General features: G+C 57.2%; 16 protein-coding genes and 2 pseudogenes. 11 read left to right on the plus strand and 7 right to left on the minus strand.

All coding sequences use genetic code 11. From position 1 onward, the window contains the following. Window positions 1–142 precede the first annotated feature (142 nt). From UH5x_RS13110 to UH5x_RS13130, 5 genes are all read left to right on the plus strand, one after another. Window positions 143–3,832, plus strand: a complete 3,690-nt coding sequence (locus UH5x_RS13110; RefSeq protein WP_482635895.1) for a DUF7133 domain-containing protein — start codon at window positions 143–145, stop codon at window positions 3,830–3,832. A gap of 208 nt (window positions 3,833–4,040) precedes the next feature. Continuing rightward, window positions 4,041–5,141 carry a glycoside hydrolase family 43 protein gene (locus UH5x_RS13115; RefSeq protein ID WP_482635896.1) on the plus strand — a complete coding sequence of 367 codons (1,101 nt, stop codon included), beginning with the start codon at window positions 4,041–4,043 and terminating at the stop codon, window positions 5,139–5,141. Between the two features lie 198 nt (window positions 5,142–5,339). After that, complete coding sequence (gene ruvX / locus UH5x_RS13120) at window positions 5,340–5,861, plus strand: Holliday junction resolvase RuvX (protein ID WP_047817132.1); 522 nt, start codon at window positions 5,340–5,342, stop codon at window positions 5,859–5,861. Window positions 5,862–5,963: 102 nt separating this feature from the next. After that, entirely contained in the window at window positions 5,964–7,619 is a 1,656-nt protein-coding gene (locus UH5x_RS13125; RefSeq protein WP_482635897.1) for a C25 family cysteine peptidase, read from the plus strand. Between the two features lie 12 nt (window positions 7,620–7,631). After that, a complete protein-coding gene (locus UH5x_RS13130) occupies window positions 7,632–9,155 on the plus strand; it encodes a sulfatase family protein (RefSeq protein WP_482635898.1) in 1,524 nt (507 codons plus the stop codon). Window positions 9,156–9,951: 796 nt separating this feature from the next. Here the strand turns inward: UH5x_RS13130 and hisA are convergent. Beyond that, on the minus strand, window positions 9,952–10,680 hold the full coding sequence (hisA, locus tag UH5x_RS13135) for a 1-(5-phosphoribosyl)-5-[(5-phosphoribosylamino)methylideneamino]imidazole-4-carboxamide isomerase (protein WP_482635899.1): 729 nt from the start codon (window positions 10,678–10,680) through the stop codon (window positions 9,952–9,954). A gap of 134 nt (window positions 10,681–10,814) precedes the next feature. Between hisA and UH5x_RS13140 the strand changes: the two genes are divergently transcribed. Beyond that, on the plus strand, window positions 10,815–12,386 hold the full coding sequence (locus tag UH5x_RS13140; RefSeq protein WP_482635900.1) for a cryptochrome/photolyase family protein: 1,572 nt from the start codon (window positions 10,815–10,817) through the stop codon (window positions 12,384–12,386). A 124-nt stretch (window positions 12,387–12,510) separates the two neighbouring features. Beyond that, window positions 12,511–13,458 (plus strand): DUF6263 family protein, encoded by a 948-nt coding sequence (locus UH5x_RS13145; RefSeq protein ID WP_482635901.1) that lies wholly within the window; start codon window positions 12,511–12,513, stop codon window positions 13,456–13,458. A gap of 32 nt (window positions 13,459–13,490) precedes the next feature. Here UH5x_RS13145 and UH5x_RS13150 read toward each other — a convergent pair. The 5 genes and pseudogenes from UH5x_RS13150 to UH5x_RS13170 all read right to left on the minus strand — a co-directional run. After that, window positions 13,491–13,724, minus strand: a pseudogene (locus UH5x_RS13150) (hypothetical protein); the annotation flags it as partial. Further along, window positions 13,673–13,900: pseudogene (locus tag UH5x_RS13155) on the minus strand (DUF1589 domain-containing protein); the annotation flags it as partial. The pseudogenes UH5x_RS13155 and UH5x_RS13150, both read right to left, overlap by 52 nt. A gap of 67 nt (window positions 13,901–13,967) precedes the next feature. Continuing rightward, window positions 13,968–16,667, minus strand: coding sequence for an ABC transporter permease (locus UH5x_RS13160; RefSeq protein WP_482635902.1), 2,700 nt, complete (start codon window positions 16,665–16,667; stop codon window positions 13,968–13,970). After that, window positions 16,651–17,568, minus strand: coding sequence for an ABC transporter ATP-binding protein (locus UH5x_RS13165; protein WP_482635982.1), 918 nt, complete (start codon window positions 17,566–17,568; stop codon window positions 16,651–16,653). The genes UH5x_RS13160 and UH5x_RS13165 overlap by 17 nt, the downstream gene beginning before the upstream one ends. A gap of 127 nt (window positions 17,569–17,695) precedes the next feature. Next, window positions 17,696–18,151: a GntR family transcriptional regulator gene (locus UH5x_RS13170; protein ID WP_482635903.1), complete on the minus strand. Its 456-nt coding sequence runs from the start codon at window positions 18,149–18,151 to the stop codon at window positions 17,696–17,698. Window positions 18,152–18,450: 299 nt separating this feature from the next. Here UH5x_RS13170 and UH5x_RS13175 point away from each other — a divergent pair, with 299 nt between their 5' ends. The 4 genes from UH5x_RS13175 (at window position 18,451) to ilvE (ending at window position 22,685) form a co-directional block, all read left to right on the plus strand. Next, a complete protein-coding gene (locus UH5x_RS13175; protein ID WP_482635904.1) occupies window positions 18,451–20,034 on the plus strand; it encodes a lipopolysaccharide biosynthesis protein in 1,584 nt (527 codons plus the stop codon). A gap of 371 nt (window positions 20,035–20,405) precedes the next feature. Next, the gene (locus tag UH5x_RS13180; protein WP_482635905.1) at window positions 20,406–20,921 is read left to right on the plus strand and encodes a 3-hydroxyacyl-ACP dehydratase FabZ family protein; all 516 of its coding nucleotides are present in this window, start codon (window positions 20,406–20,408) and stop codon (window positions 20,919–20,921) included. Further along, window positions 20,918–21,751, plus strand: a complete 834-nt coding sequence (locus UH5x_RS13185; protein ID WP_047817121.1) for an SDR family oxidoreductase — start codon at window positions 20,918–20,920, stop codon at window positions 21,749–21,751. Before UH5x_RS13180 ends, UH5x_RS13185 begins: the two co-directional genes overlap by 4 nt. A gap of 76 nt (window positions 21,752–21,827) precedes the next feature. Further along, window positions 21,828–22,685 carry a branched-chain-amino-acid transaminase gene (ilvE, locus tag UH5x_RS13190; RefSeq protein ID WP_047817120.1) on the plus strand — a complete coding sequence of 286 codons (858 nt, stop codon included), beginning with the start codon at window positions 21,828–21,830 and terminating at the stop codon, window positions 22,683–22,685. 95 nt (window positions 22,686–22,780) lie between these two features. Here the strand turns inward: ilvE and UH5x_RS13195 are convergent, their stop codons facing one another. After that, complete coding sequence (locus tag UH5x_RS13195; RefSeq protein WP_482635906.1) at window positions 22,781–23,257, minus strand: DUF1499 domain-containing protein; 477 nt, start codon at window positions 23,255–23,257, stop codon at window positions 22,781–22,783. Between the last annotated feature and the right edge of the window lie 30 nt (window positions 23,258–23,287).

The following is a 23,287-nucleotide window of genomic DNA, read 5'->3' on the forward strand; positions in this document are numbered from 1 at the left end:
GGAGCATACAAACGGTCGGACTACACTGACATCCCCACCTCGGCTTCACAATCACTTTGTGAGAAACTCTGTCTTGGCCTTTCCCACTGATTTTGACTCGCAGCAACCAGCCCGGTTGGCGTTTGGCACGAAAGTACGATCAATGATGTCTCGACTCTCCACGCTCTTACCGGCTGTGCTGGTGACTTCGTTCGTTCTTTGCACAGGAGCACCAGCGAGTTTTGCGCAGGAAGCGGACCCTCCCGTTTCTGCACCACCCATTCGAGCGTTGTTGATCGCGGGTGGGTGCTGCCACGACTATGCCAATCAGCAATCTGCGATTGCCGAAGGCATTCAGGCTCATGCGAATGTTCGTGTCGATGTTTATTGGACCGATAACTCAACCACCGCACCGGTCCTGCCTTTGTACCGCAAGCTCAACTGGGCGGAGGATTACGACGTCATCATTCACGACGAGTGTGCTGCTGACATCAAAGACGAGGCGCTGGTGAACCGAATCGTCAACCTTCATCGCACAATCCCGGCCGTCCATCTGCACTGCGCCATGCACAGTTTTCGAACTGGCACAGACGCGTGGTTCTCTCACCTGGGACTGCAGTCCAGTGGCCACGGACCTCAGCAACCAATCGACATTCATTTTGTTGACACCAAACACCCGATCACGCAAACACTTGCCGATTGGACCACCATTCCGGAAGAGCTCTACAACAATGTCAAAGTCTTCGGCGCACACCCATTGGCCATTGGCAAACAAAAACTTGGGGGCAAGCCCCCTCGCATCGAGGAAGCGATCGTCGCCTGGACCAACGAGACGCAGGGTGCCAAAAGCTTCAGCACCACGATTGGACACAACACCGAAACCGTCCAAGACCCTCGATATCTGGAACTCATTTCGCGAGGGTTGCTGTGGACCTGCGGAAAACTCAATGACGAATACCTGACGCCTTATCAAGGCGAGAACGAGACAACGTTCATTGACAAGCAGGACGTCGCCTCGCAAGTCGACTTGGAGCTGACTAGCGTCCCTGATGATGCTTCCCTGGTGAAGGTGAGCGCATCCAGCACTCAAAACGGACATCCCGTCTACCATGCCCTGGACGGCAACCAACAAACCCGTTGGTGTGCCAGCGGCGGTGGCTATCCCCAGTCGCTGCAATTTGAGTTTGAAGAACCACACGCTCTCGAAACCATTTCGATCCAGTGGGAATCCCGCCGAGGAATCTATCAATATCGCGTGGAAGGCTCCCTTGACGGGGCCTCCTGGACGACGCTGCTGGATTCCTCGTCACTCGATACTTCCGAGCCGAAACCCAACGGTCGAGGAAAGCTGCCACTTCGCCAATCCGATCCCGTCCGGTTTGTTCGCATCGTCGGCCTAGGCAGCGGACACGGTGGGTGGTGCAGCATTTGGGAAGTGGACATCGACGGGGAAGGCATCGGGCCCCTTTGGCCAGCCGATCCCAAGTCGGACAACGGAAAGTTTGAACCACTTGCGGCCGATCCGTATACCAACCGCGGCAATCTTCCGCCTCGTATCGTCGAACTCTCGGCGGAGCAAGAAGCGGCGATTCTTCGCGACGTCCAGGTTCCTGATGGATTCACGGCAACCGTTTTTGCTTCGCCTCCCGCAGTGAACTACCCGGTCTTCGTCGCCGCAGGCGTTGATGGAACGCTGTTCGTTAGCTCCGACGGCAACGGTTCCCTCGGGCGGAATCCTGAACGTGGACGAGTGATTCGCCTGCGCGACCTCGACGGCGATGACCGCGCGGACGAAACAAAAGTCTTTTGCGAAATCGATGCCCCTCGCGGCTTGGTATGGGACCACGACCGGTTGTATGTCATGCACCCGCCCAACCTCAGCGTGTTCTTTGACCATGACGGCGACGGTGTCGCGGACGAACAAAAAACGCTCGTCAAGAACCTTGCGTTTGACTACTCCGATCGGCCCGCCGATCACACCACCAATGGACTGAGTCTCGGAGTCGACGGTTGGCTCTATATCGCCGGTGGTGATTTCGGATTCTTGGATGCCGAAGGGAGTGACGGAAAACATCTGACACACCGAGGTGGAGGCGTCCTTCGGGTCCGTCCTGATGGAACCGATCTGCAGATCTACTCAACCGGAACTCGAAACATCCTCGAGGTTGCCATCAGTCCGGAGATGGAAATGTTCGCTCGTGACAACACGAACGATGGTGGAGGATGGGACGTTCGGCTGCATCACTTCACGGGAATGGACGATCATGGCTACCCCCGCCTCTACAAAAACTTCAACGACGAATGCGTGCAACCCCTGGCTGATTATGGAGGCGGTTCAGGTTGCGGAGCCGTGTACATCGATGAACCTGGGTTCGGAAAATGGAACCACGCTCCCTTCACTGCTGACTGGGGAACAGGGTCGCTCTTCCACCACACGGTTTCGCCTGCTGGGTCCACCTACCAGGAAACCAAGCCGCCTCAGTCGTTCATCAAGATGACTCGGCCAACCGACGCCGATGTGGACGGAAACAGCCGGGTTTACTGCGCCAGTTGGAAAGGTGCGACATTCGATTGGACGACACCCAATGTTGGGTACATCGTCTGTGTGAAGCCCACTGATTTCGAGCCCGACCCGATGCCAAATTTCGCACAGGCAACGGACACTGAACTGATTCAAGTCATGGGCTCTCCGAGCTATCGACGCCGCGTCGAGGCTCAACGTGAGTTGATGCGTCGCGGAAATCCCGCCCATCAAATGTTGGTGGACCAAGCGATTGCCAAGCGATCTGAATTTCGAAATCTACTGCTGCATCTTCAAACCGACGCAAGCGATCAAGAATGCATCGCCGCGTTGTCACACGAAGATCCCGTCGTGGTCCATACCGCTATTCGCTGTCTCGCGAAAAGGAATGCGGTCGACGCTTGTTTCGCGGTCCTGGATTCCGCTTCCGAATCGTCCGCCGAAGCGGAAGTTCTCCGAGTGCTCGCAATGATTCATTCGACCGAGGTGGTTGATGGGGTGATTGCAAGACTCCCACACGCCAACGCCAACACGAAGGTCGCGATGCTCGAGGCACTTTGCCGATTGCACAGTCGCGAAGCACCTTGGAAAGGTGATTCATGGGGTACCCGCCCGGACACACGCGGACCGTACTACGAACCCGAATCGTGGAAGGAGACCCCCAAGATTGCAGCAACACTGCAACAGGCACTCACCACAATCCCATCTGTAACGGCAGCGGATTTGGTGAGCCAGCACTACTATCTCGGCGATGAGATTTTCCAGGTCGACGATTCTCAGCCCCTTTCCTCCGAACCCACCGTTCCAGTTTGGTCGCCCGAAGAAGCGTTCCAGTTGAAATCCCTGATTCCAACCGACTCTCCCAAAATCAGTTCGTTGAAAATCGAGGAAGCGACCGCCGCAGCCGTTGCTGCCAAAGGAAACGTTGAGCTAGGAAAGCTTGTGTTCTCGAGTGCCAAATGCATTGCTTGCCACACCGTTTCGCAGTCCGAAGTTCAGAAGGGACCGTACCTCGGAAACATCACCCAAACCTACAAGCGTCCGGAGCTCGCCGTGGCAGTTCTCGATCCTAGCAAGACAATCGCTCAAGGATTCGCGACTCATAAAATCTTGACCACCGATGGCGATCTCCTGACAGGGTTCATCACGGACGAACGCAGCGACCGAGTCACGCTCCGCGATCAGGCCGGAAGCGAAACCACCATCGAAAAAGAAGACATCGAAGTCCGAAAGACATCGGAGGTTTCCGTCATGCCAACGGGTGTCCTGAATGAATACACCACCTTTGAACTTTCCTCGCTGCTGGACTACCTGGAATCGCTGTCGCAGTGACAACATTCGGCACCCGGACAACCTGGCGTGAATGCAAAACCATCGTCGCCCGCTCATTGACCGCCCGTCCACAACGACTGCAGGCAAACACACTCCTATCGTGAAGAAATGACAAGCATTCCATGTGAGGTCCGTGCCCCTTGATTCAGAAGCTTGCCCAAGAATTTCGATTGCGAGATCACTCCTTCATTTTCAACTGGAAACATCGATGAGCGCTGACGGCGGACGTTGCATACTGATGGCTGCGGGACTGGTTTTCACGTGGTTCCTCGGCTTCTCGCCGGGAGTCGATGCACTCGGACAAGAGGCTTCCACTGGCGATTCACAGCAGCATTTCCGGAATCCGATTGCAAAGGGGGCCGACCCTTGGGTGATTCGGGATCCGCACCAACCTCGCTACCTATGGTGCAAATCGGACAACGACCGTGGCATTCTCATCTTTGCAAGCGACGATCTGACCACGATGGGCGAACGTCACTTGGTCTGGAAAGCACCTGACGAAGGACCTTATTCCAAAGAGGTTTGGGCCCCCGAACTGCATGCGATTGGCGACCGCTTCTACGTCTACTTTGCCGCCTCGGATGGCGACAACGCCAATCACCTGACTTACGTCTTGGAATCCAAGACATCTGACCCTTTGGGCGAGTACAACCTGCACGGTCCCTTGGCCACCGGAGATGGTGAAGACGGTCGATCGCCTAACATCTGGTCGATCGATATGACCCTTCTGAATCACAACGACCAGCTGTTCGCAATCTGGTCGGGATGGGACAAACCGGGCAGTGACAATCAATACCTCTACATCGCTCCGATGAGCTCACCGACCGAACTGTCGGGGCCTCGCGTTCTCATTTGCGACAACGACGACCACCTGTGGGAACGCGTGGAACCCGATGCTTCTCAACGGGGGCTCAACGAAGGCCCTGAGGTTTTCCAAGCGAAAGGAAAGACCTCGCTGCTCTATTCCTGCGGTGCGTCCTGGTTGCCAACCTACAAGCTCGGCCGATTGGAATTGGTGAAGGACAATCCCCTGGCTCCCGATGCTTGGAAGAAGTTGCCCGAACCGGCCTTCCAGAGCACCGAGACTGTCTACGGTGTCGGCCATTCGTGCTTCGTTCCGTCGCTCGACGACCAACAATGGTGGCACATTTTCCATGCCAAAGTGGGACCTGAACCAGGCTGGAATCGAGCCCTCCACCTGCAACCCATGCGAGTCGCCAACGATGGAACACCGCTTCTCGGCGCACCGCTGGACCGAACGACTCCGATCCAACGTCCCAGCGGCCAGGCACTCAGCGGAGAAGAATAGGCCGGAACGCTTCCACGTGGCTTGAACCGTCCCAAGACCGCTTTCGTCGAAGTGGGCAACGACTTGGAGTGATCTCCTCTGGTTGGAGTGATCTTCTCTGGCACAAGACGATAGAATCAACCGAGTCACGTTTCGGACACATCAGCGTCCTCTGAGTGATTCTTTTTTGATTTCTCTTCTATCTCGCCCAGCATTCGAATGCCAACGTCCACCGACATCCCCGACGACGGGTTTCCTTCCACCGGGCGATTGGCATCGGTTGACTACGGAACCGTTCGCATCGGAGTCGCGATTTGTGACCCCGACTGGATCCTGGCCAGTCCCCTGGAAACCCATCCAGTCAGCACGCCCGAGAAGGACGCTCAGTACTTCATTGACCTCGCGAAATCGGAACGGATTGCTGCTTGGGTCGTTGGCCTTCCAATTCACTGCGACGGCGGCGAAAGCGATAAAAGCAAAGAAAGCCGAAAATTCGCGGCCTGGCTGAAGGAAACCACCGGACTGCCGACGCGTCTCTTCGACGAGCGTTTCACAACGGTCGCCGCCACCGCCAAGATCCGGCAAGGCAAAACCACCCGCAAAAAGACCAAACAACGTGTCGATGCCGTCGCCGCCCAGGTTTTGCTGGAATCTTTCTTGGAATCCTGCCGGTATCGCGGCGAGCTGTCCGGGCACCGACTGGAAGATTCAACTTCCGATGAGTCGCTCGATGATGCATGATGGAGCAGAACGTTCCGTGTTTTGCCCGAGTCGACGTTGTGTTTTGACTCAGTCGACGTTGTCACTGGACGAACTCAAAACCTTTCGAAGAGATGGATCGCAATGAATCGTCGCCCCCTTTCTTTTGGCTCATGCTTGCTGGCTCTGCTAGCGCTGGTGGCAGTTTGCTTCCCCGCCACTGCGAATTCGGCCGATGACGTGGATGTCATCGTGGTCGCTTCACCGGAACTGGACGCAGCCCTGCAACCCTGGATCGAAATGAGATCCCAGGAAGGACTTCGAATCGCGACCGTTCGACCAGCGAACACCGCGACGCTCACCCACCAAGAAATCTGGAACGCCGGTGGAGCCGCTACCCGCTACATCGTTCTTGTTGGCGACACCCCGGATTTCGACACGCGTCGCAATCAATCGCATCAGATTCCCACCTGGATGATTCCTGCTCCGATCACCTCGCGATTCGGATCCACGTCCACGCTGCCCACCGATCTTCCTTATGGTGATCGCGACGGCGATCGGGTCAGTGACGCTGCCATCGGCCGTTTGCCGATTCGGTCTGCCGAGCAATTGGCCAGTGTGGTCCAGCGGATTGAAGCGTACGAAAACTCCGACGACTTTGGACTCTGGCGACGCTCGTTTCAATTGACCGGCGGAGTTGGTGGCTTTGGGGCGATGGTCGACACCGCCATCGAATCCGTCACTCGCGGGGTGATCACGACGGTTCTGCCAGCGGATGCGAAACCACAAATTGCCTATGCCAGTCCCAACCATCCATTTTGTCCTCCCGGCAAATCGTTTTCCGATGCGGTCCTGAATCGCTATCGCACGGGTGCACGCTTTTGGGTGTATGCGGGCCACGGCCAAATCGATCGCCTCGAACTGCTGCAAACAACCGCGGCGGATGGGACGCCGGCAGCCCGAGAACAATGGTCGGTGGAATCCTTGCTCAACAATCAAAACGCAACGCAACTGAAACGTGCTCCCAATGGCGCCACGATCGCCGTCCTGTTGGCTTGCTTCGCCGGTGCTTACGACGCACCAGGAGACTGCTTGGCCGAACGCATGGTGCTCGCTGAGGGAGGCCCGATCGCGGTGATCGCATCGTCTCGCTTGTCGATGCCTTATGGCAACGCTTGCATGGGACTCGGACTGCTGCAATCGGTTTACTCAGGCGGTCAACAAAACACGGGTTGTGAACGCATCGGAGACGCAATGCTGCATGCCGCTCGCAGCCTGCAATCCAAACAACAGGGACAACAATCCACCATGCGAGTCATGGTCGACACACTGGCCTCGTTGATTTCACCCGCGGGAACGGACCTGCAACAAGAACGCTTGGAACACGCGGCGCTTTATCAATTGCTCGGCGACCCAACCTTGCGACTGCACCCACCTCAACCGTTGGACCTTTCTGTCGAGCCCTCAGGTCAACCCGAGCAGCAAGCCGACGTCCCGACCGACGATGTGACCACACGTTCACTCAGCGTTGCCGTCACCAGCCCCATCGCGGGAACCTTGATCGTCGCCGTTGAACGACCACTGACCGCGATCACACAAACGCCTGCCGATTCAACCAAGGAACACGACGCGCACGGCACCACGATCACGGAACACAAGATCGAAGTTCCGGCCGGCAAACGCATCCTACAAACGCTGCAGCTTCCGCTCGGAGAATCGGGTCCCTTGATCATTCGAGGTTTCGTTCATGGTAAAACAGGGTGGGCCAGTGCTGCCCAAAGAACCTTCCTCCCTGATTGACCCACCTTCCCCATGCGACTTCCCCACCTTCTGGCTTTATGCCTTCCTGCCTTTTTCACCACACTTCCAGCCTCCGCCACCGCCCCTGAAGATATCGCGGGATCACGCCCCAACATTGTCGTGATCTACATGGACGACATGGCTTATGCCGACATTGGCCCTTTTGGTGCCCAAGGCTACTCCACGCCGAACCTGGAACGGATGGCCAGCGAAGGCCGCAAATTCACCGATTTCAGCGTTTCATCCGCTGTCTGTTCCGCCTCGCGTTCGGCTCTTCTCACCGGCTGCTACCACCGCCGCCTCGGACTTTCTGGAGCACTCGGCCCGAAAGCCAAAGTTGGTCTCGCGCCCTCCGAAACCACCTTCGCCGAAGTCTGCCGATCCGCGGGCTATCGAACCGCTTGCTATGGCAAATGGCACCTGGGGCATCACCCCAAATTCCTGCCGACCAACCAAGGTTTTGAGCAGTTCTACGGCATCCCCTACAGCAACGACATGTGGCCGTTGCACCCCGACACCATCCGTCGTCAACAGAAAGACCCCCACGATCCTGGTAACTGGCCACCGCTGCCAATCATCGAAGCTGTCGCGGGCCAGCCCCCTCGAATTGTCAACGACAACGTCCAACCTGCAGATCAAGAACAGATGACGGTGGAACTCACCCGCCGCAGCGTCGAGTTCATCGAAGATCAATCCAGTGACAAGCCGTTCCTGCTGTATCTGCCTCATCCGATGGTCCACGTCCCGCTGTATGTCTCCGAGCGTTTTCGTGGCAAGAGCGGGGCAGGGCTGTTCGGCGACGTGATGATGGAAATCGATTGGTCGGTCGGCCAAATTCTTTCCGCGATTGAATCCATCGACCAACAAAAGAACACGCTCGTGATCTTCACCAGCGACAACGGACCGTGGCTTTCTTATGGCAACCACGCCGGCAGCGCCGGTCCCCTTCGCGAAGGCAAAGGCACCCAGTGGGAAGGCGGCGTTCGCGAACCAACTGTGATGTGGTGGCCCGACACCATTCCGGCGGGCACCACCTGCGACACGTTCTGTTCCACCATCGATGTGCTGCCAACAATTGTCGAGTTGACCGGCGGCGAGGCTCCCGAGCAAAAGATCGATGGCCACTCCATCCTGGACTTGATGTTGGATGTTCCGGGCGCGACATCACCTCACGAATCCTTCGTCGGCTACTACGGCGGCGGGCAACTCCAAACGATTCGCAACGAACGTTTCAAATTGGTTTTCCCGCATGCCTATCGAACGCTTGGTGATCGCGAACCAGGAAAAGACGGCATGCCCGATGGTTATGCAATGACCAAATCCGGCCTGGAGCTGTACGACTTGGACGCCGACGTTTCGGAAACAACCAACGTGATCGAAGCCCACCCCGAAGTCGTCCAACAACTGCAGGCAGCCGCGGAAGTCTATCGCCAACAACTCGGCGACCGACTTCAAAAGGTCACCGGCACCGAAATCCGCGGCCCCGGAAAGCTCGCCGAAGACGAGCCGCAACTGACCTGGAAAGGCTCTTACTAGCCTTGCGTTCTCAACCATTGAAAAAGTGAAATCGACAACTGCAAAGTGAAAAATGCGACTGGGGCGAACGTCTCCTAACCCATTTCAAATTGTCAATGGAACTTTCTCAATGACGCCATCCGACGCGAGCGCCGCCGTACGATCGGCTTCCAAGCCCGTCGAATAGAAACCCGACGGGTGAGCAAGGCTCCATCCCTCATCCCCACGACGGGCCCCATCCGGGGCGACCTCCTGCTCGCCGTCAACAGTCTCGGGGCTTCCGCCCCGAGCTACTGACGACGGCCCCATCCGGGGCGATGCGATGAACCCCGCCCGTGAAACGGGAGGGGTCGGAAAGCGACCGTTCAGCGAGGTTTCCGGGGGAGGGCACGCGCACCGATGTCTAACCAACCCGCAACTCAAATTCCGCGACAGCCCAAGTCTCCAGTAGCGAAACTCGTCAAGAGTTTCGACTTGCACGACGGTTCATCGAAAGTCTTGACGACTTTCGCTACCAATCGCACCTCAAATCCAAGAAGTCTCCGGGCTTCCGCCCCGAGCTACTGACGACGGCCCGATCCGGGGCGATGCGATGAACCCCGCCCGTGAAACGGGAGGGGTCGGAAAGCGAGCGTTCAGCGAGGTTTCCGGGGGAGGGCACGCGCACCGATGTCTAACCAACCCGCAACTCAAATTCCGCGACAGCCCAAGTCTCCAGTAGCGAAACTCGTCAAGAGTTTCGACTTGCACGATGGTTCGTCGAAAGTCTTGACGACTTTCGCTACCAATGCTGCGGGCGACTGCGGACGACGACGTCCTAAACGTCGCCGGCCAATCGCACGACCTCGCCCAGCTCCATCACTCCATCATAGAGTGATCGACCGACAATCGCGGCGGGCATCTTCATCTCGACCAGTTGCTTGATATCGTCGTAGGTCGTCACGCCGCCGCTGGCGACCAACGGGATGTCGCTCGCCGCAGCCATCTCTGCCAACCCTTCAAAGTTGGGCCCTTGCATCATGCCGTCTTTCGCGATGTCGGTGTAGACAATCGCAGCGATGTTTTCAGTTCGTGATCGCAACTTCGTTGCAAACTCGAACGCCGAGACGTCGCTGGTTTCGAGCCAGCCTTGCGTCGCGACCTTGCCATCACGAGCGTCGATGCCCGCGACCAACTTGCCGGGATACTTGTCGCACATTTCGACGAACCAATCTGGATCTTTCAGTGCCCGCGAACCAACGACCAATCGCGTGACGCCGATGTTCAACAACGATTCGATCGTGGCTTCGTCTCGCACGCCGCCGCCCATTTGGCAGGGCAACCCGGTCGCCTCGATGATCCGCTGCACCGCGTCTCGGTTGGCGTCGGGACTGTCGCCTCGCGCGGCGTCCAGATCGACCAAGTGCAATCGTTTGGCGCCGGATTCCTGCCAGCGTTTTGCGAATTCGACCGGGTCATCCCCGAACGTGGTTTGCTGGTCGTAGTCTCCTTGGCGAAGGCGAACCGGTTTTCCGTGACGCAAATCGATGGCGGGCCAAATTTCCATGCGTGGTTCGTTTCCAGGTGTCTGCGAGGACAAAAATTGCGAGTTTGGGGCAGGGCAGAGCAGGGCAGGGTTGCGTCCGCGCTACCGTGAATACGCGTGAGGATAATTCGAGACCGCCGTTTGCTGGACCCGTCATGACAAAAATTCGCCATCTCGTGCTCGTCTTGGGTGATCAACTCAACCACGACTCCGAGGCCTTCGACGATTTTGATCCCGAAACCGATCGCGTTTGGATGGCGGAAAACGACAAAGAAGCCACCCATGTTTGGTGCCATCAAACTCGCCTGGTCGGATTTTTCAGTCCGATGCGGCACTTTCGCGAGGAGTTGATCCAGCGAGGATTCGATGTGCTCTACCACGAACTGACCGGCGATCGACGAAAGGCTCGCGAAAGTTCATTTGCCAGCGTTCTGCGGAAAACGCTCTCGGCACACTCGGTCGAAAAAATCTTGGTCGTTGCTCCGGGTGACTACCGCGTTCGCGAACAACTCCAATCCACCGCCGAACAGGAGGACGTGCCGCTCGAGTTTCTCGCCGACAATCATTTCTACTGTTCCCCCGAACGGTTTGACGAATGGGCATCGGGTCGCAAATCGATGGTGATGGAACCGTTCTATCGAACGATGCGAAAGGAGCACAGCATCCTGCTCGACGAAGAAGGTGCACCCGAAGGCGGTCAATGGAACTTCGACCAAGACAATCGCAAGACTTTCGGCAAAGGCGGACCGAAAGAAGTTCCGCCGACGCCCTCTTTCGAACCTGACGCGATCACACGCGAAGTGATCGCGATGGTGCGAGATCGCTTCGAAGACCATCCCGGCAAAGTCGACCGGTTCGATCTGCCCGTTTGCCGCGACGAGGCGTTGAAATCGCTCGATGATTTCATTGAACATCGCTTGCCTCTGTTCGGCACCTACCAAGATGCGATGTGGGAAGGCGAAACCTTTCTCTATCATTCGCGACTGTCTCATTCAATCAACTTGCACCTGCTGTCGCCGAAAGAGGTCGTCGATGCAGCAGTGAAGGCTTATGAAGACGGTGTCGCACCGCTGAACTGCGTGGAGGGTTTTGTACGACAAATCCTTGGGTGGCGAGAGTACGTCCGCGGAGTCTATTGGAACCGGATGCCAGACTACGAAGAACGCAACGCTCTTCACTGCGACTCAGAACAAGATGTTCCGCCGTTCTTCTGGGACGGAAACACCGACATGGCCTGCGTGGCCGATGCAATGCGATTGCTGGTCGACACGGCCTACGCGCACCATATCCAGCGACTGATGGTGCTTGGATTGTTTGCTCAACTTTATGGCACGCACCCGTTGCGATTCCATCATTGGCACATGGCGATGTATGCCGATGCGATCGATTGGGTCAGCCTTCCCAATGCACTTGGCATGAGCCAGTACGGCGACGGCGGCCTGATGGCGACCAAACCCTACTGCGCCACCGGCAAATACATCAACCGCATGAGCAACCACTGCAAAAACTGCCGCTACGATCCAGCGAAATCAACCGGGGACGACGCCTGCCCATTCACGACTCTGTACTGGGACTTTCTCGATCGCCACAAGCAACAATTCCAAAGCAACCATCGCATGACGCTGCAACTGAAGAACCTCGATCGCAAAAGCCAATCGGAATGGACCGACATTCGCGCTCGCGCCACAGCAATCCGCAGCGGCCAGATTGGTCTTCAACGCGAATGATGGACAACGCCCCGATCCCCGATCGATCACAGAATATTCCTCTGGCGGTGCCCCCCGGCATTTGGTATCGGCGAACACTGTTGATCCCTTCCCACCGAATACTCTCTGACTGGAGCCCACCGCGATGTTGCTGCGAATCCCTCCCACGTCCCGTCGTCTCGCTTTGATTGGACTGGCCTGCCTGGGAACACAGAGCGTTCTGGTACCCCACTCGGTCGGAAATGCAAAGGAATCATCGGTTCTCGAGCAATCCGAAGACACGTCCGGCGAAACCTACACACTGAAACACTCCCTTCAGCCCGGCCAAACGCTGCGTTACGAGGTCACGCACATCGCGAAAACAAAGACTCGGATCAACGGTTCCGAAGAAATCGCGAATGTTCATACGACCAGCACTCGAGCCTGGACCGTCGCGGAAGCCAGCGATTCCGAAATGACGTTCGATCATTCGATCGAATCCGTCGCCATGACCCAGCAAAACGGCGACGCCGAAGAAGTTCAATGGGACAGCACCAGCGGGGAAGAACCACCCAAAATCTTCAGCGTGGTCGCCTCGCAAATCGGGACCCCACTGGCCACCGTGACGATCAACCAACAAGGCCAAGAGGTTCGCCGCGAAGATCATGCGGGTTCCAAGTCCTCGCTGGGAATGGGAACACTGGCGCTGGCACTGCCTGACAAACCCGTCAAGATTGGCGAGTCATGGGCCGTTCCCTCCGAGATCCAAGCACGGACCGAAGACGGATTCGTCAAGCAAATTAAAATCCGCCAGCTGTACACGCTGAAGAAGGTCAAAGCCGGTGTCGCAACGCTGAGCGTGAAAAGCGAAACGCTGACTCCGATCGAAGAAGAATCCTTGCGGGCACAAGTCATCCAGCAACTCAGCAACGGAACGCTGCGTTTTGATGTCGACAACGGCTACTTGCTCAGCAAAGAATTGAACTGGGACGAGTCCGTCGTCGGCTTCCAAGGCCCTGGCAGCATGATGGAATACCGCGCCAAGATGTCCGAGGAATTGCTGCCCGAAGACAGCCCCACGTCGGTTGCCACCAAAAAGAGCAGCCAACGCTGATCGCGTCACGATTCGCTCCTGAGATTTCCTTCCTATGTAGGCCAGGTTCCACCTGGCGGGGTGATTGGACGGTACTGGTCGAACTCGAGACCAACATTGCGACTCGCCTCGCTTTGTGCCAAAGCATCGGCTCGAGTGCGAGGTGAAACCTGGCCTACGTAGCTAGAGCGTCGCCGCCAGTCTCGGCAGACTCCTCTCCCCCGTAGGCCAGGTCCTACCTGGCGGGGTGATTGGACGGTACTCGTTCGAACTCGAGACCAACATTGCGACTCGCCTCGCTTTGTGCCAAAGCATCGGCTCGTGCGCCAGGTGAAACCTGGCCTACGTAGCTAGAGCGTCGCCGCCAATCTCGGCAGACTCCTCTCCCCCGTAGGCCAGGTCCTACCTGGCGGGGTGATTGGACGGTACTCGTTCGAACTCGAGAACCAAATTGTGACTCGCCTCGCTTTGTGCCAAAGCATCGGCTCGAGTGCGAGGTGAAACCTGGCCTACCTTGCTTCGATCATCTCCTACGGTGCACGCAAGCGGTCTGCCATCTGACGCAGGTCGTCGATCAACAAGTCTTGCTCTCGATAGAAGACGGGAGCTCGAGGCGGTGATGCGACTTCTTGGTGACCGAGTGAGTTTTCGCCGTTGCGACGGTCCTTCAACAACTCCCCCCAAAGCAGCCGTTGCTCGGTCAGCTCAGGATCGTCCCACTCGGGCAATCCGTCCTCAAGCTGATCCAGGGTATTGCGAACCGCGACATCGAGTTTCCGTTCGAACCGCGTTTGCTCGATCCCCAAACGATACAGCGGGTCCGAGAGCGGAGCCTCCAAGAACGGCTTCTCGTTTCCCAGCTCATCATCCAACCAGCCGCTCCACTCTCCCGTCTGAAAACGCTGCCACTCGGCGATCAGGCATCTTCGGCGACTCTCACGACGAAGCTCTTCGCTGCATAGTTGATCCACCACTCGCACGAAGACCTCACGATCCAATTGATCCTCTTCGCTCTGCGGGAGAGGGCGATCGCTGAATAGGTTCTGATCGTAGGCAATTTGCCTTAAACCCGCGATCACGATCCATTCATTGGATTCCGCATTGTTGAGCAATTCAGCCAAAGCGCCAAACTTCGGTGCCTGCTCCCGAGACAGCCTTGACCACTTGACGGCCACCTCCAACGCTTTGCGGCGCAACGGTTGCCACTCAAAATATAGCGGAGCGACATAGCGGTACGGTTCATTCCTAATGGCTTGTCCCATGCCAGAGATCGGGTCGCTCACGCACAACTTGTAAAGATCAGTTTGCGAGACGGACTCCCCCATTATCGTGTCAGACTTCAGTTCCTCATTCAATCGAAGCGTCAGCTCCCTCAGTTGTTCGGCTCGGCTGAAGTGGACCGCCTCGACCGCCGCCAAACCAGACTGATGAAAGCTCGGATGCAAACGGATAGTGAATTGCATCTTGCCTGCGTCTGCGGTGCCCACATTTGGAAATTCCGTTTGCAGCATGATCTTCTTCATGCCCTCGTCAAACCGATCGAGCGGATAAACATCCGCATTCAATTCGAGATTCCGAGTCCCTGGCAACACACCAATCGTGGACTCGATGACTTCAGGCGTAACCGGCTCCTGAACGATTGCCAGCATCTCTTTGCGCCACTGCGGCATTTCCGGCGGCGTTGTCCACCAGCGATGAGTGAACAGACACAGGCTCATCACTCCCAAAGCCAGCATGCAATAGGCCAGCCCTCGTCCCCACACAGCAGCCGAAGAAACACCTTCCATCACAAAGGGTGTCAAACGCCGAGTTGCGAACAGCAACACCCCGGCCGCCAGCCACAACAGACTGGTGTAGCCTCCGTAGAACGCGAGCAGGCCAGACGCGGGTAGCATCCAGAGCAGAGCCACCACAGGTGCACCAAAGAACGCCAGCGATGGACGGCGGCCCCATTGCCCCGTCAAAACACCGATCAAGAAAAGAAGGGTTTGCACAACCACGCTGAACCCAAAGGCTTGCAACGAGGTTGCAGCTCCATACTGCATCCCGAAATACAAATCGAGGCCCGAAGCAAACGGGAACACCATCATCAGGAATAGCGACGCCAAGGCGGTGGGGATCAATCGAGTCAACCAAATCAGGTTGGGTGACCACCCACGGTCGGCGAAGAACCCTTGCCGCATTCCCCGTCGATCTCCATGGAACGTGGCGACTCCCAGCATCAGCTGTGCCGCCGGCCATCCCAAGACAATCAACGCTCTCTGGATACCAGAATCTCCTCCCACCAGGCCCCAAACCACTGCGAACATCGAGAGAGAGCAAGCGACACCAATGACCAAACGAGTCTGCCGAACCTGTTGCCAAAGCAACGCGCGGAACGGACGCGGTTTGGCATGCCAAGCCACTTGCACCACGCTTGGTTGCCAAGCCGAAGTCGAGGCCACCGCTGGAGCCTGCCAACGGTGATCGCTCGCACCGGCCAAGCGATGGCGAGCCAAACCGGCGATCACGGCCCCCAATGCAACGAGACAAACCACAGCAAAACACAAAATGGCAACACGCTGACCAGCGGTCGCCTCCAAAAACGTGACTCCATGATGGAAATGTGTGCTCACCAATCCGGCGATCGAGTAGTTCCACAATAAGGTCAGGCCCACGATCAACGGGATCACCAACATCACCGAACCAACCGGATTGCGAACGATCAACGCCGCGATCCAGCCACAGATCAACAAGCCCACTCCGTAAACCATCAACTCGAAAATCGATTCCGAACCAGAGATCCGTCCGATCTCGCCCCAGTCCCACTCGCCCCGCAACACGACCCAAGAAAGCACAAAGCAGGCTGTGGCGATCAAGACCGCCAGTGCCCAGGCGGCGAACCCGACCAATAACTTGGACAACAACACTTGCGACCATGTCACCGGCAACGTCCGCAACCAATCCAGGGTTCGTTCTTCGTTCTCCGTGCCCAGCGAGATCGGCGGAATTCCGAGTGCCACCAAGTTCGGCAACAACACCCACAACACGGAAAGCGTTGTCAGGCTCGGATCCGAGGCCGGATCGATCGCGGCACGAAGGACCGCCAGCAAGAACAACGCCGCCGTGCCGATGACACCCGCCAACAACAGCGGCTGCAGCATCCGAAAGTCTTTCCAAACCAAATGCTGAAACGCTGATCGAGGACGCGAAACAGCTGGGTAAACAAAAGCATCAAGCGAAGTGGCCATCGTTCACCTCCTGACGACGATCAAAAACCGAAGGTTCATCCCGCAGGGGTTGACCGCAAACCGCAATAAAGACCTCTTCCAGCGTTGGCACGCTGACATGGAATTGACGCACACCTTCATCAGGTCCCCAGCGCAGTTCCCCGGCGTCGTTCCAATCCGTGATCACCCAGCGTCTCTGACGGCCGCTATTCGTTTCGCTCAGCACACGCCCTGGCAAATCCGGCGACTCGACGTGAGCGTCATCCATCGTCGCCGTCACAATTCGAGTGTGCAACTTCAGGTCATTCATCGACTGAACCAATTTGACTTGGCCGCCATGAATCATCGCCACCATGTCCGCAACTCGTTCGACTTCATTGATGTGGTGACTCGATAGCAACACCGTTCGCCCCGCAGCAGCGCGGTCGACCATCGATTCCAAGAACTGACGGCGGACCATCGGATCCAACCCACTGGTCGGTTCATCCAAGATCAACAGTTCCGGGTCGTGAGCGGTCGCGAGCGCCAGGGCCACTTTGGCTCGCTGGCCTTTGCTCATCGATTTGATCTTCGTCGCCGGCGGCACCTGAAACTCTTCGATCAATTCGCGATACCGGGGGATAAAACCTTCATCGTAAAACGCACTGACGAACCACCCGATCTCCGGCGGAGTCATCCACTCGTAAAGTGCCGGCGAGTCAGACACGTATCCGATCTTTCGCCTGATCTCCTCGGAGTGCTGTCCGCAGTCATGTCCCAGGATCGATGCCGCTCCCGAATCCGGCTTTTGAAAACCGGTCAAAATTCGAATCAAGGTTGTCTTGCCAGCACCGTTTTCACCTAGCAAAGCGAACACCGTCCCCGCCGGAACACGCAAACTGACGTTGTCCAAAGCAACCGTGTTTCGAAACCGCTTGCTCACTCGATCGACTTGAATGATGCCCCCTGGTTCAACATTCGGCCGAGCCTGGTGCGAATCATACGCTGGGCGATTCGAGGCAATGTCAGAAGCTTCCCGTGTCGTTGGCTCACGCCCGACAGAATCCAATTCATTCATGGCTCGGCTCGTTGTTGGAGGAAGAAACAGATTCAAGGCTTGATTCGTCCGAGTTGGACTTCGTGGAGGCTGCACTCAATCGCGAAAGCTCGGATTCAAAGAGCGACCGCAATTGATCCGGTGACATCCCGCCAGCAATCGCATCGGCCAAAGCACGGCGAACACCGTCCCCCACCAAGTCATCGCGGGCGGCCGTGCAGGCATCCATCGCATCGCGACGAACCACCATCCCGCGACCACGCAGCGGTTTGAGAATCTCTTGGGTTTGCAACTCGCGATAAGCTCGCGCGATCGTGTTGGGATTCAGCGCGATGTCGCGAGAAAGCTGACGCACACTGGGAAGCATTTGGCCACCAACCAGCGTGCCATCGGCAACAGCCAGCTTGACCTGCCGAACGATCTGCTCGTAGATCGGCACGTCGCTGGCCGCATCAATGGAAAAGAACATGGGCGTCTCCTGAGAAGGAGTTCGAGGCAGCAGACGCCGCACCGAACCTGTGTGCTAACACGATAGCACACCAAGGGGTTCGGTCAATGATTTCCAGCCAAAAATATCGACACAACCGTTTCGACCGGACTTGAGACCCGCCTGATCCATCGATCTTTCTCCTTGGCCAACGAAGTGAACAGGGTGCCACCAATCAGCGAGCCACCCTTTCAAAACCTCGCATTCAAACAGCGTCCACGCGAATCTGCTCCGCTCGCGTCATCCGCCACCATCCATCTGATCACCGAAGCCAATTGCCGATGTCGACCGCCGACTCAGCCACTCAACCCACCACAACCCGTTCGGCCTTTCGAGTCGACTCGCTGGCGATCGGCATGATCGTGATGCTGGCGATGACAGTGCTCGGCCGGGGCATCGGCTTCATTCGCGGGATGGCGTTCTGCCGCTTGATGGACGACACAGATGTCGGACGTTGGTCGATGGCGTTCGGATTCATCACGTTGATCACCCCGGTGATGCTGCTGGGAATCCCCGGCGTGCTGCCACGATTCACCGAACACTTCCGTCTTAAGAAGTCGCTCACACCGTTTGTGCGTCGGATCGCGATCGGGACCCTGACATGCACCACGATTTTCGTCACAACCATGTTGTGGCTTCCCGATTGGTTTGGCTGGATCGTTTTCTTGCAACCGCAAGACAACCGGCTGATCTACGGCGTTGCCGGAGCCGTGGTGGGGATGATCGCCTACAACTTTGTCAGCGACCTCAACGGTTCCTTGCGACAAGTCCGCATGGTCTCATGCATGCAGTTCATGCAGGGCGTCGGCTTCACGCTGTTGAGCGTCGCTTGGTTGATCTCCGGCGGGTCGTTCACGGGGGTCGTGTGGATGTTCGCCGCATCCTGCTTGATCGCATCGATCCCTGGCCTGTGGTCTCTGATTCGTTCCTGGGAATCAGCCCAGCAGATCTCGGACTCCAACGACGCAATCACGAATTCTGCTCAAGAGCCCGAAACGCAATCACCTGACGATGACCTTCCCTTCGGTTTGTGGGACATGATTCGCAGGCTCGCGCCGTACGCAACGGCGCTCTGGCTGATGAACTTGATCGGCAATCTGTTTGAGCTTTCGGATCGCTACATGATCCTGCACTTCATCCCGGCGACCGAAACGTTGTCGGCGGAGATCGCAGGACAAGCCGCGGTGGGGCAGTACCACTCGGGACGAATCATCCCGATGCTATTGCTCAGCCTGGGAACGATGATCGGCGGTGTGATGCTGCCGTATCTGTCGGCGGACTGGGAAGCCAAACGCTTTGAAGCAGTGCAGACACGATTGCGAGACGCGTTGCTGGCGGTTTCGATCGTGTTCACCAGCGGCAGTGCGGTGGCCATTCTGCTGGGGCCTTGGATCTTCAACGTTCTGCTGCAAGGCCGCTACACCGACGGGATGACACTGATGCCGATGGCACTGTGCTTCTGCACTTGGGCAGCACTGGTGACCGTTGGGCAGAACTACCTTTGGACGGTTGAAAAAGGAAAATGGATTCCCGTCGCAATGGCAGCGGGCCTGACCAGCAACTTGGCACTCAACGCGTGGTTGCTGCCGATGCTGGGTCTGCAAGGAGCCGTGATCGCGACGCTTTGTTCTCACGGGGTCGTGATGACCGGCGTGTGGCTGGCCATGATCGGTTGCGGCTACAAACTGGACCTGACTCTGGTGGTGCTGTCGCTGCTTCCGGTCAGCCTGCTGTTTTCGCCGTACGTCGCATTGCTGTTCGCAATCGCGATCGGGTTGATGGCTTGGAATGACGACGCCACCCGCCACCGTTGGCTGAACAGCCTGCCCGAGAAGGTTCGCTCGAAGCTGATGCCGCTGGGTTGAGCCTAAAAGCTTTGCGGCGATTCGATTGAAAAGGTTAAATTGACAATTGACAATTTTAAATTGCTTGCGGCCCGTTCATCCCAACAGCATTTTGCACTTTGCATTTGTCAATTGAACTTTTTCAATGATTGCATCTAACGTGAAGCAATCTCGGGGCTTCCGCCCCGAGCTACGGAAGACGGCCCCATCCGGGGCGATGTCGACGAATCACTGCTATTCCACGCGAACCTTTCGCGGCACAATTCGCACTTGTATCCCTGCCGGCGTGAATCACGGTTGGCTCGATATTGCCGATCATCGCACACCGTGCGGGCGTTCCTCCGCGAACGCGGACAAACCCTCTTTCGACGGCCTTGACGATCGCCCCAAAAATGGCGTTTGATACGGGGATGAACGCTCCCAACGACTCCACCGACGCTCGGCATCTCGGCCCCGATGAAATCGAGGCCAAAATCCCCCACCGCTCGCCCATGCTGTTGCTGGACGAGGTGCTGGAAATCACCGAAAACACGCTTCACGCCCGCAAAACGTTCTCGGCCGACGAGTTCTTTGTGCAAGGACACTTCCCGGGTTACCCACTGGTCCCCGGAGTGATTCAGTGTGAATGCTGCCTGCAAGCGGGTGCGATTCTGCTGTCCGAACACACGCCCGACGTGGGCGAATTTGTCCCCGTGGTGACTCGCATGGACAGCGTGAAGTTCAAAAACATGGTCCGCCCCGGGGACACCGTCGACATTCACGTGACGCTGAAGGAGCGACTTTCCAACGCGTTTTTCATGACCGGCAAAATGCTGCTCAATGGAAAAGTCACCACGCGACTGGAGTTTGCGTGCAGCATCACGCCAGCGCAGCCCAGCCCAGCCCTTGACGTGGATGCAAAATCGTGAGCACCGAAAACACCGCCGCGTTCGACTTCCTGGGGATGACCGACAAGACATTCCTGGTGATGGGAGTCGCCAACAAAAAGAGCGTCGCGTTTGCGATTGCCAAGCAAATTGAACAGGCCGGCGGGGAGGTGATCTACGCCGTCCGCAGTGAGTCTCGCCGCGAAAGCTTGGCCAAATTGCTGTCTGGTCGCCGCCTGATCATTTGCGACGTGGAACAACAATCCGACATTGACGCGATGGCCGCCGAACTGGAGCGAGACAATGTGACGCTCGCCGGGATGGTGCACGCGATCGCCTTTGCCGACTACAGCGATGGCATCCGTCCGTTTCACGAAACAACGCGACGTCAATTCCTGCAAGCGATCGATATCTCGGCTTTTTCTCTGGTCGCGGTTTGCAACGCCATCAAAGACCGACTGGCCAGTGACGCCAGCGTGGTCACGATTGGAATCAGCACCACGCGAATGGCCAGCGAAAGCTATGGCTTCATGGCCCCGATCAAAGCGGCCCTCGAATCATCACTGGCCTTTCTGACCAAATCGTTCAGCCGGTTCAGCCAAGTCCGCTTCAACGCGGTCGCGGCCGGCCTGCTGAAAACCAGCGCCTCGGCAGGCATCCCCGGCTATGTTGATTCGTACCTGTACGCGGAAAAAGTCATCCCCCGTGGGGAAGCAGTGACGACGAACGAAGTCGCGTCCACCGCGGCGTTTTTGTTGTCTCCACGCAGCAGCGGCATCACCGCGCAATCGATCGTGGTCGATGCGGGCATGTCGATCAACTACTTTGATGCGGAAGTGGTCGGCGCGGTCACGAACGCCTCCGTTGACTGAGCACCATCTCGCAAACGAAACATCCCCAGATTCGCCTTCACACCAATCGCACCTTTCCAAATTTGAGTTTTCGGGCATGACCCAAGCCATCTACATCAACGGGCAATACTTCTCACGCGAAGACGCCAAGATCAGCGTTTACGATCATGGGCTGCTGTACGGTGACGGCGTGTTCGAAGGCATGCGGATCTACTCGGGCAAAGTGTTCGCTCTCGAAGACCACATGACGCGACTCTACGAGAGCGCTCGTGCGATCATGCTGGACATCCCCATCGAGATCGACGCCCTGACAACAGCGGTGAACGAGACCGTTGCCAAGAACGGCCTGACGGAAGGCTACATCCGCTTGGTCGTCACGCGTGGCGGCAACCAGTTGGGGCTCAACCCGTTTTCCTGCGAAGATCCCCAAGTGATCATCATCGCGGACACGATTTCGCTGTACCCGGAAAAGTTCTACACCGAAGGCTTGGAGCTGATCACAGCCTCCACGATCCGCAATCACCCGGCCGCACTCAGCCCTCGCGTGAAGTCGCTGAACTACCTCAACAACATCATGGCCAAGATCGAAGCCATCCGGGCCGGATGCATCGAAGCGGTGATGTTGAACACCAAAGGCGAAGTCGCCGAGTGCACCGGGGACAACATCTTCATTGTCCGCGGCGGCCGTTTGATCACACCTCCGATCGACGCAGGCATCTTGGAAGGCATCACCCGCAACACGGTGATCGACTTGGCTCGCGAAAATGGGATCGAAGTGGCGGAGGAAGCGATGACCCGTCACGACATCTTTGTCGCCGACGAATGCTTCCTGACCGGCAGCGCCGCCGAAGTCATCCCCGCGGTCAAACTCGATGGCCGAGTCATCGGCGACGGCAAACCCGGCCCAATGACGCAAAAACTCAACGCAGCCTTCCGCGCATTTGTGGCTCGCTGACGAAGTCGCCAAGACTTTCGGCCAACACCCAACACCGAAACTCTTGACGAGTTTCGCTACGACATTTCCGAAACTCTTGACGAGTTCCGATACGGTCAAATCCCTTCCTCCGCTGAGAATGCTTCGCGGAGATGTTGGAGGTTGCGAGGGTTCTGCCCCAGGTCCCCTTTGCCGACGCGAGATTGACTTTCCGCGTCGACCCGAGTGACCACCTCACCGGTGGGAGACACTTCCTCCGTCAATTGCACGTGGACATCGTCGACGAACCGCAGCCACTTGGTTCGACGCGTCAAATGGATGGCCTGGGTTTGACCGGCGACCGGTGCGTCAACGGAGTCGTCCGCGATCGATTCCACTTGCCAGATCGGTTCCGACTCCACCCAGGTTTCTAAATCACGACGCACTTCGGCGATTGGCTTCGGCAATCGCAACGGTCGCTTTCCCGGATCCGTGGCGGAATCATCCCACTTGGCGTGGTTGTTCGTCCAATCTCGCCCCCAATCGTCGACGAGCGTGACAACTCGTGCAACAATTGCCAACGTCACCACTCCAGCGATCACCGTTCCTGTCATTGCTCTTCTCGTTCTTTTCTGCGAGCGGTC

The sequence above is a fragment of the Rhodopirellula sp. UH5 genome (genome assembly GCF_056839225.1).